The 8,517-nt window shown below is 66.8% G+C and carries 5 protein-coding genes; 4 read left to right on the plus strand and 1 reads right to left on the minus strand.

Features of this window, described 5'->3' with window-relative positions:
- Nucleotides 1–19: 19 nt before the first annotated feature.
- Complete coding sequence (locus AC1RWI_RS14455; RefSeq protein WP_492867107.1) at nucleotides 20–2,329, plus strand: fimbria/pilus outer membrane usher protein; 2,310 nt, start codon at nucleotides 20–22, stop codon at nucleotides 2,327–2,329.
- A gap of 176 nt (nucleotides 2,330–2,505) precedes the next feature.
- On the plus strand, nucleotides 2,506–3,216 hold the full coding sequence (locus AC1RWI_RS14460) for a fimbria/pilus periplasmic chaperone (protein ID WP_492867110.1): 711 nt from the start codon (nucleotides 2,506–2,508) through the stop codon (nucleotides 3,214–3,216).
- Here the strand turns inward: AC1RWI_RS14460 and AC1RWI_RS14465 are convergent.
- Nucleotides 3,206–3,487 (minus strand): hypothetical protein, encoded by a 282-nt coding sequence (locus tag AC1RWI_RS14465; RefSeq protein WP_492867112.1) that lies wholly within the window; start codon nucleotides 3,485–3,487, stop codon nucleotides 3,206–3,208. The two genes, AC1RWI_RS14460 and AC1RWI_RS14465, sit on opposite strands and share 11 nt — an antisense overlap.
- An 84-nt stretch (nucleotides 3,488–3,571) precedes the next feature.
- On the opposite strand from AC1RWI_RS14465, the gene AC1RWI_RS14470 reads away from it, so the two are divergent.
- Nucleotides 3,572–5,149 carry a ShlB/FhaC/HecB family hemolysin secretion/activation protein gene (locus AC1RWI_RS14470; RefSeq protein WP_492867114.1) on the plus strand — a complete coding sequence of 526 codons (1,578 nt, stop codon included), beginning with the start codon at nucleotides 3,572–3,574 and terminating at the stop codon, nucleotides 5,147–5,149.
- A gap of 79 nt (nucleotides 5,150–5,228) precedes the next feature.
- Nucleotides 5,229–8,270, plus strand: coding sequence for a two-partner secretion domain-containing protein (locus AC1RWI_RS14475; RefSeq protein WP_492867116.1), 3,042 nt, complete (start codon nucleotides 5,229–5,231; stop codon nucleotides 8,268–8,270).
- Nucleotides 8,271–8,517: the final 247 nt, after the last annotated feature.

Consider the following 8,517-nt stretch of genomic DNA (forward strand, 5'->3'; position numbering starts at 1 on the left):
ACCAGGCGGCCGTTTCAACATGAAGCGACGCGGTGCTGGCCGGGCGCGCGGCCAGGATCCGCAACGGCCGCCCAACCCCATGCCGGAAGGCCTGGTCTGTGCCGATATCGGCAACTATGTTCCCGGCGCGGAACTCAAGTTCGACCAGTCGGAGCAGACGATCTATCTCTCCGTGCCGCAATACTATCTGCGGCTGACCACATCGAAGAACTATGTCGATCCGCAGAGTTGGGACAGTGGCGTTCCGGCGCTGCTGCTCAACTACAGCACCAATATCTTCACCACGCAGAGCCAGGCGCACAACACCACCCAGGCCTACGCGGGCCTGAACCTGGGGGCAAACCTCGGGCCGCTGCGGCTGCGCCACAACGGCTCGGTCACCTGGGCGCCGCGCACCGGCACGCGCTATCAGCGTGGCTATATCTATGCGCAGACCGACCTGCCCGCGCTGCGCTCGCAACTGCTGGTTGGCGAGAGCTCGACCAGCGGCGAGCTGTTCGATCCGGTGTCTTTTCGCGGCGCGCAGATCTTCAGCGACGACCGCATGCTGCCCGAGACGCAGCGCTACTACGCGCCTGTGGTGCGCGGCACCGCCGGCTCGAACGCCAGGGTCTCGGTCCACCAGCGCGGCTTTCTGGTCTACGAGACCACCGTGGCGCCGGGGCCGTTCGAGATCAATGACCTGCAGGTTGCCAGCTACGGCGGCGACCTGCATGTGACCGTGACGGAGGCCAACGGGCAGGCGCGCACTTTCCTGGTGCCCTTCGCCACTACCGCGCAATTGCTGCGCCCTGGCGTCACGCGCTACAGCGTGACCGCGGGCAGGGCCAGCGATCTCTCCCTGCAAGGCAGTGGACAGTACATCGTCCAGGGCACGGTGCAGCACGGCATCAACAACATGGTCACCGGCTACGGTGGCGTGGCCTTCGCCAGCAACTATGCGTCCGGGCTGCTGGGCGGGGCGCTCAATACGCCTTTCGGCGGCTTTGGCGCCGACGTCACGTGGGCCAGGGCCACCGTGCCAAACGGCGATAGCCTGCGCGGTTCCAGCTTCCGTGTTTCGTACAGCAAGAACCTGCCGAACAGCGGCACCAACTTCTCTCTGCTGGCGTATCGCTATTCCACGCGCGGCTATCTTGGCCTGCGCGACGCGCTGATGCTGCACGATGCCGTCGAGCGCGGCGCGGCGCCCGATTCCTTCGCGCGCATGCGCAGCAGAGTGGATGCCAATATCAGCCAGCAGCTTGGCGCGCGCGGCGGCAGTGTCTACCTCAACGGCTCTTCGCTCCAGTACTGGAACCGGCGTGGCCAGGCGCTCAGTTTCACGCTGGGCTACAGCAACCAGTGGCGCGGCAACACCTATTCCGTGTCCGTGCAGCGCGTGCAGAACGCGGGGGGCGGCGGGGCGTTGTATGGGGGAGCTAGCAGCGGCAACAGCACGCTGGTCAGCCTCAACCTGTCGATTCCACTGGGAAAGTCCGCCCGCGGCGCGCCCGTCCTGAACACCTTCGTCACGCACGACGACCGTGCCGGTACGCAGGTTTCTTCCGGCGTTTCGGGGCTCGTCGACCAGCAGGGCAAGGGCTCGTACTCGCTCTCCGGCACCTATGACGACCGGAGCAATGCCACTTCGGGCAACGCCAGCATCAACTGGCGCTTGCCTGACGTCACGCTGGGCGCCAGCGTTGGCCAGGGTAAAGGTTACCGGCAGGCATCGGCCAGCGCGCAGGGCGGCCTGGTGGTTCATCCGGGTGGCGTTTCCATGGCACAGACCCTTGGCGAGACCATCGGCGTGGTCCATGCGGCGGATGCGCAGGGCGCCCGGGTCGGCTACGGCGGCGCCAGCGTGGACCGGCGCGGCTACGCGATCGTACCCAGCCTGATCCCTTATCAGTTGAACAGCATCGATGTCGATCCCAAGGGCATGCGCGAGGACGTCGAATTGAAGACGACCTCGCGCAGCGTCGCGCCGCGCGCTGGCTCGGTGGTGATGCTCACCTACGAAACCCGCAGGGCGCGCGCCGTGCTCATCAATAGCCGCATGCCCAATGGCGAGTTGCTGCCCTTCGCCGCGACCGCCATCGATGCCGAAGGCGGGACCGAGATTGGCGCCGTGGGCCAGGGCAGCCGCCTGGTGGTGCGCACCGAGAAGGACCGCGGCACGATCCGCGTCGAATGGGGCAAGAAGCCTGAAGAGCGCTGCGTGATCGACTACACCCTGCCCGCGCGCGTGGCGGGGAAAGGCAGGAGCTACGAGATGCTGGACCTGCCGTGCCTTCCAATGCCGGCCGGTGGCGTGGGCAGCAAAAAACTGGCCGCGCGTCCGTGAGGCCGAACCAACCCGGAGTCGGGGCCGGGCAAGCGAGTACCACCAGGACGGCAGCGCCGGGCAATCCGGCCGGCATGCGGAACCAGGAAAGGCCGAGCAGCATGAACAATCCGATCATCGCGGGCAGAAGCTGCCGCAGGCCCCAATGCAAGCGGCCGTGGCGAGGCGCCGGGGCCATGCTGGCCTTGCTGCTGTGCCTGGCGCCGGCCGGGGCGCTGGCGGCGTTGTCAATCATCGGCACCCGCTTCGTCTACCCCGCCGATCTGTCGGCGCTGAGCGTGAGGCTGCGCAATGCGGGCGACAGCCCGATCCTGGTCCAGGCGTGGCTGGACCAGGGAGAGATCAACGCCGATCCGGCCAGGCTAAGCGTGCCCTTCATCCTGTCGCCGCCGTTGCTCAGGCTGGACCCGGGGCGCAAGACGGTGCTCCGGCTGCGCTACACCGGTGAGCCGCTGCCGGAGGATCGCGAGTCGGTGTTCTGGATCAACTTTCTGGAGGTGCCACCGCTGGCCGAGGACAGCGCCACTCTTCTGCGCTTGTCTTACCGCACGCGCATGAAGCTGCTGTTCCGCCCGCCAGGATTGCCTGGCACTGCGGACGAGGCCATCGGGCAGGTGACATGGGCGTTCGTCACGGCCGGGAAGGCAGGCGGCGCGGTCCTGGAAGCGACCAACCCTACGCCATACCACGTGTCGCTGGCGCGGATGGAGGTCGAGCGCGGGGGCGCATCGGTGGAACTGGATGGCCAGACCATCGCGCCACTTGGCGTCACGCGGTTCACGCTGCCCGGCTTGAAGGGCGCCGCCGCGGACGAAGCAGTGGTGCGCTACGAAGCCGTCAAGGACAGCGGCGAACTGATCGCCGGGAATGCAAACGTCAAAAAGTAGCTTCGATGCAGGCCGATGGGTGGCTCGATGAGCAGGGCCAACGCCATCGGGCTGAGAGCGGCGCATGCACATCGAGTGGGCCGCTCATGAAATGAATGGGATTGCCATGGGAAAAAATCAAGTGAATGCTGGCCGTAAAAAATTTGTCGATGTCGATGTCGATGTCGATGTGCAAGCCTGCCGGGCGCGCGGTGGGCGGGCTGCGCGCCGCGCCTTCGGGTTGCGTGCCTGTGGTGTCGGCCTGATGCTGCTGCTGCCGGTCGCGGGGCATGCACAGGTGAATGCGCCTGCGCCCACTTCGCCCACTTCGCCCATTGCGCCGAATGTATCCGGCATACCCAGGGCCGGGCAGGCCATGCGCGATCTCGAGACCGTGCGGCCGGAACTGCCTGTGCCGTCCAGGGTGGAGCTGGACCTGCCCAAGGCGGAGGATGGCACCGCGCCCGCCGCACCCGCCGCGCCGGGGATACGCCTGAAGGTGCAGGGCTTTCGCATCGACGGGAACAAGGTATTCGACTCGGCGCAGCTGCTGCCCTTGCTGGGCGACCTGAATGGCAGCGAGCAGGATCTCGCCGGCCTGCGCGCGGCGGCGGACCGCATTACCGCGTATTACCACGAGCATGGCTACCTGCTGGCGCGCGCCTTCCTGCCGCCGCAGGATATCGAGGATGGCATGGTCCGGCTCGAGGTGATGGAGGGCAGGTACGGTCGGATCGTGCTGCAGAACAAGTCGCGCGCGTTTGACGGCGTGCTGCGCCAGCCGCTGTCGAAGCTCCGCAGCGGCGAGGCGGTGCATAGCGCGGAACTGGAAAGCAGCCTGCTGCTGCTCAACGATATCCCCGGTGCCGAGGCCAAGGGCACCTTGCAGTCCGGCACCGATCCCGGTACCACCGACCTGCTGGTCGAGGCGGAGGCCGGACCGCTGGCCGGCGGCAGCCTGGAGGCGGACAACTATGGCGGCTACTACACCGGCGAATACCGCCTGGGCGGCAGCTTCTACCTGAACAACCCGTTGCGGCTGGGGGATCAGCTGAGCCTGCGCGTGCTTGGCAGCGACAAGCGGCAGCGCTACTACCGCGCCGGCTACCAGTTGCCGGCCGGGCCCTGGTCCACGCGCGTGGGCGTGTCGTACTCGGATATGAGCTATCACCTCGGCAAGGTTTTCTCGGTGCTGGAAGCGCACGGCCGCGCCAGCATCCGCAGCGTGTTCGTCTCGCAGCCGCTGCTGCGCGGCCGCGCCTTCAACCTCAGCGCCCAGCTGCAGTACGACGACAAGCGGCTGCGCGACCAGATGGATGTCTTCGAGACCAACGTCGGCAAGCGCGTGGGGCTGTGGACCGCTGGCGTGAACGGCAACGGGCAGGACAACGTGTTCGGTGGCGGGCAGACCATGTTCTCGGTGAGCTACAGCACCGGACGGCTTCGCATCGACGATCCGCTCACCGAGTTCATTGACCAGATCAGCGCAAAGGCTGGCGGCAGCTTCAGCAAGATGAACCTGAGCGCGGCGCGCCTGCAGCGCCTGAGCCATCGCTTCCAGCTCTATGCCCAGGCCAATGCGCAATGGGCGGCCGGCAACCTGGACGGCTCGGAGAAGTTCGGCATGGGCGGGCCCTATGGCGTACGCGCCTACGCGCTCGGCGCCGGCAGCGGCGACCAGGGCTGGCAGGCCAGCCTGGAGCTGCGCTACGCGGTGGCCCCCGGCTGGCAGCTGAGCGCCTTCATGGACAAGAGCGTGGTGGACATCAACAAGCAGCCCTGGACCAGGGAGCGCAATACGCGCCGGTTGACGGGGGCGGGCATTGGGGGCGCTTGGGCCGGGCAGGGACATCAGATCAGCCTGGCGCTGGCCTGGCCGCTGGGCCAGCGCGACCTGAGCGGGGGGCCGGTGCGCAGCCCCAGGTTTTGGGTTCAGGGCGCGCAGTACTTCTGAGCGCGCCGTGGATCGTGTCGGAGCAGTACCCGTGCTGCAGGGATGGTTGCAGCTTTCTCAATAACAAGGAAAGGTCAATATGAACAATAACTATGCACTGGTCTGGAACCAGACGCAGGGATGCTGGAACGTTGCCAGCGAAGGGACTCGCCGCCGCGGCAAGTCTGGCGGCGCCAGGCGCGTGATTGCCGCCGCCGTGGCACTGCTGGGGCTGGGGGCGCTTGCGCCGGCGCATGCCCTGCCGACCGGCAATGTGATCGTGTCGGGCACCGGCAATGTCGCGTCCTTCAACAATGGCCGGGACATGTCGATCAACCAGTCGAGCGACAAGCTGATCATCAACTGGAACGGGTTCAGCGTTGGCGCGGGGGAGAAGGTCTTCTTCAACCAGCCCGACAGCAACTCGATCGCGCTCAACCGCGTGATCACTTCGAGCGCCAGCAGTATCCAGGGCCAGATCGATGCCAACGGCCGCGTTTTCCTGGTCAACCCCAACGGCATCGTGTTCGGGCAGACCGCCCAGGTCAACGTGGGCGGCCTGGTGGCCTCGACGCAGGACATCAGCAACGCGGATTTCAACAGCGGGACCTACCGCTTTGCCGGCAGCCCGGGCGGGTCGGTGGCCAATGCCGGCCGGATTACCGCCGCTGCGGGCGGCAGCGTGGCACTGCTGGGCAGGACGGTGAACAACACTGGCCTTGTCCAGGCACAGATGGGCCGGGTGGCGCTAGGCGCCGGCAATGACTTCACCGTGAGCTTCGATGCCGGCAACCTGCTCAACCTGAAGGTGAATGACGGCCTGGTGGGCTCGCTGGTGCAAAACGGCGGCCTGCTCAAGGCCGACGGCGGCCAGGTGCTGATGACGGCCCGCGCCGTTGGCAGCTTGCAGCAGGCGGTGGTGAACAACACGGGCATGATCGAGGCCAAGACCTTGCAGGGCAATGCCGGCAAGATCACGCTGGACGGCGGCAGCGCCGGCGTCGTGCGCGTGTCCGGCAGCCTGAACGCCAGCGCGATGGCCGGCCCGGGCAACGGCGGCACCATCGAGACCCGCGGCGCCGATGTGCAGGTGCAGTTGGCCACCCAGGTCAACACCCAGGCCAACAACGGGCAGACGGGCACCTGGAAGCTCAGCGCGACGGATGTCAACGTCGGCCAGACCGCCGCCAGTGGCGAAATCACCGCGTTTGGCGACACGCTCTCGCGCAACCTCGCCACCACCAATATCGAGCTGGCCAGCACCGTCGGCAATCTTTCGGTCAACGCGCCGATCAGCTGGAACAGCGGCAACAAGCTGACGCTGGCCTCGGCTGGCGATGTCAATGTGAACGCAGCGCTGAGCGCCACCGGCGTCAACGCCGGCATGGCCATGACTGCCGCCGGCGCCAACGATATCAACCTGAACAACAAGGTCACGCTCAGCGGGGCCGGCAACGGCCTGGAGTTGAACTATGGCCGTGCGCTGAACCTGAACAGCGGCGTGGTGGTCACCTTGTCCGGGACGGGGGCATCGTTCAAGTCGAACGGGTTTTTCTACAACGTGATCCAGAACCTCGCGCAGCTGCAGGGCATCAACGACAATCTGGGCGGCTACTACGTGCTGGGCAACACGATCAGCGGCGGCTGGTTCAGCGGCAACTCGCTGAAGTCGATCGGCGGTGACTACGGCACGTTCTACGGTGTCCTCGACGGCCTGGGCAATACCTTGAGCAATCTCTCGGTGACCAGCACCGGGCCTTCGTCCGGCCTGTTCTCGGCATCGTCCGGCAGCATCAGCAACCTCGGCCTGGCGGCGTTGTCAGTCACCGCGACGTCCGCCGATGCCGGCGCCGCTGCGCTGGGCGCGCTGGTTGGTCAGAACTCCGGCACCATCTCCAACGTCACCGCCACCGGCGTGCGCCTCAATAGCACCACCGGGCGGGCCCATTCAATGGGTGGCCTGGTGGGGAGGAACCTCGCCGGCGGCGCCATCGACCGCGCTTCGGTGAGCGCTTCCTGGCTGTCTGGCAGCGGCCTGACCCAGTCGATCGGCGGCCTGGTCGGTGAAAACGCGGGCAGCGTGACGCGCAGCACGTCGGATGTCTCCATCGGGGGGTTCATGCAGCGCACGGCCATGGGCGGCGTGGGTGGCCTGGTCGGGCTGAACGCCGGGCCCAACGCGTACATAGCCGATTCGTCCAGCCGGGGCACCGTCGGCACGGTCTACGGCGGCCTGAACGTGGGCGGCCTGGTGGGCTACAACAACGGTGGCGTCATCGAGCGCGCCTTCTCCGCCGGTAACACGGCCGCTTCCGGCAACGCCGTGATCGGTGGCCTGGTTGGCCTCAACGACGGCAGCGGCCGGATTGCCGATGCCTCTACCAGCGGCCGCGTAGACGGCCGCGGTGCCGCGGCCATCGGCGGCCTGGTGGGGCAGAACCGGAACGGTAGCCTGACCAACGTCAAGACCAGCAGCATCGTCACGGATTTTGCGGGCATCGATGTGGGCGGCCTGGCCGGCAGCAACGAGGGCGGCACCATCTTCGGCGCGGAAGCCGCCGGCGCCGTGACTGGCGGCGCCAACAACCACGTGGGCGGCCTGGTCGGCAGCAACTACAGCGGCACCATCCAGAGTTCGGTGGCGCGAGGCAAGACCTCGGGCGGCAGCAACAGCCACACCGGCGGCCTGGTCGGCTACAACGGCGGCGACCTGCTGGCGGTGGAAGCGAGCGGCGACGTCTCTGCCGGCGCGAACAGCTTTGTCGGCGGCCTGGTCGGCACCAACGTCGCCACCAATGGTGCCGCGATCGCGTCGGGCGTGGCCAGCGGCAACGTCAGGGGTGAAAGCCGCAGCATGGTGGGTGGCCTGGTTGGCCAGAACCACGGCATGGTCCGCGCTTCGTCGGCTTCCGGCACGGTGAGTGGTGGCAGCTATGTGACGATGGGCGGCCTGATTGGCGTGAATCAGGGCCAAGTCGATTACTCGACGGCGAGCGGCAAGGTCAGCTTCATGCCGTTCTACTCCCAGAACTATGGGGGCCTGGTCGGTGTGAACTTCGGTCTCATGCGTGGCAACCGGGTTGCCGGCAATGCTGCCCTGGTGCCGCTGGCCGGCATCAACTACGGCACCATCGTTGACTAAGGTGCTGAAGCCGTCCACCGAACTGCCTGCCTAGCAGGCCCCTTGCATGCCGTGCTCCGGCACGGCATGCAAGGGCATTTCAGTACCGCGCCATGGAACACAAGGACGGACATGCATTGCCGGCCGCGCGAGCCATGGATTTTGATGCCGCCTCGAAAGACTGGGGAGACAGGGGGGGAGATGGAGAGTTGCATGAATACCAATGTATTGCCTATCGCCGGGCGGCCGGGGGCGGCCGGGGGTGGCA

Source organism: Cupriavidus sp. MPR-AND1C (genome assembly GCF_058809705.1).

Coding starts and splice junctions, on each gene's coding strand:
- AC1RWI_RS14455 (WP_492867107.1), top strand. CDS start 20: ATGAAGCGACGCGGTGCTGGCCGGGCGCGCGGCCAGGATCCGCAACGG.
- AC1RWI_RS14460 (WP_492867110.1), top strand. CDS start 2,506: ATGCTGGCCTTGCTGCTGTGCCTGGCGCCGGCCGGGGCGCTGGCGGCG.
- AC1RWI_RS14465 (WP_492867112.1), bottom strand. CDS start 3,487: ATGCCCCGCGACCGGCAGCAGCAGCATCAGGCCGACACCACAGGCACG.
- AC1RWI_RS14470 (WP_492867114.1), top strand. CDS start 3,572: ATGCGCGATCTCGAGACCGTGCGGCCGGAACTGCCTGTGCCGTCCAGG.
- AC1RWI_RS14475 (WP_492867116.1), top strand. CDS start 5,229: ATGAACAATAACTATGCACTGGTCTGGAACCAGACGCAGGGATGCTGG.